Raw genomic sequence first — 1083 nt, forward strand, 5'->3', positions numbered from 1 at the left:
TATTTTAAATATCTTGAAAACCATGTTTCCGGATAATTTTCTCAAACATCTGGGTTATACCAGATCCCATGGTAAAGATAACCTCACTATTAAGATTTTTGTCAGCTGTTTTATCAAAAAAAATATTCAGGCTTGAATCAAGACCATCTTCAGCTTTCCAATAGCACAGCATAATGGGAACCCTGGGAAAAGGATACAGAACCACTGATATATCTGACTGATACTGTTGTTCAACTTTTTTCCCTCCAAAAATGCGGACAATATAGTTAAACAGGTCAGGATATCTGTCTGCCAGTTGTTTCATGGGTTCTTCGCATCGTTTTTGAAAAAAATTATGCCTTGGCGGACCATCCTTAAGTTCTCTGAAGGAAACCCATTCCCCTGAGACGGGCATGCCTTTTCCATAAAGTATGTAATAAAAAAAAGGAATTGCAACCCATAGATTAACATGTATATCAGAATAGAGTTGACCATGCTGATCCACACTAAACTCTTTACCAAATATTTTAAGAGCCAGTTTATTACCAGAAAATTTTGCTTTAATCTCCTCGGCTCTTTTTGCAAGGTCAATCCTGGTAATTTTATTTTTTAAAATTTTCAGATTTTCTTCCTGATTGTTTTCAATCAGAGTTTGCTTTTCTTTTTTTAAAAAAAAGTCTGCACACACTTTTTCATCAAGCCTGGGACACTCCTCAATATTTTTCCTGCCCTGGAAAACAGCAGAGGCAAAAGCCAGACAGGTTTTTTCCCCGCATTCTCTGCAATTTGATTTGTCAAGGAGCTTAAAAATTTCCATGACATTTTTAGGTTTAAACATAACAAAACTCCTGATTTCTGTTTAATAATTGCCGATTTTCTATGAACATTGCCATTGGAAGCCATGATGATTTTTATATATCAAACTCCGTTTAAACGACTGTAATCATAGATTTTCTAATTTTGTTGTGGTAAATATTCGGCTTATAATTACAGCATGTTGGACGTAACTGGCTATAAAGTCAAGGGTACTTTACAAAAAAAATGCAGGCATTTAATGGATAGGAATTAACATATTGTACAAAATATGTTATTCATAATTTTTTT

At 34.1% G+C, this 1083-nt stretch carries 1 protein-coding gene; it reads right to left on the reverse strand.

Translation table 11 applies throughout. From position 1 onward, the window contains the following. Positions 1-4: 4 nt before the first annotated feature. Positions 5-817 carry a DUF3786 domain-containing protein gene (locus U9P79_01595; GenBank protein MEA2103321.1) on the reverse strand — a complete coding sequence of 271 codons (813 nt, stop codon included), beginning with the start codon at positions 815-817 and terminating at the stop codon, positions 5-7. Positions 818-1083 lie beyond the last annotated feature (266 nt).

It is taken from the genome of Candidatus Cloacimonadota bacterium, assembly GCA_034661015.1.
GTDB lineage: Bacteria > Cloacimonadota > Cloacimonadia > JGIOTU-2 > JGIOTU-2 > JAYEKN01.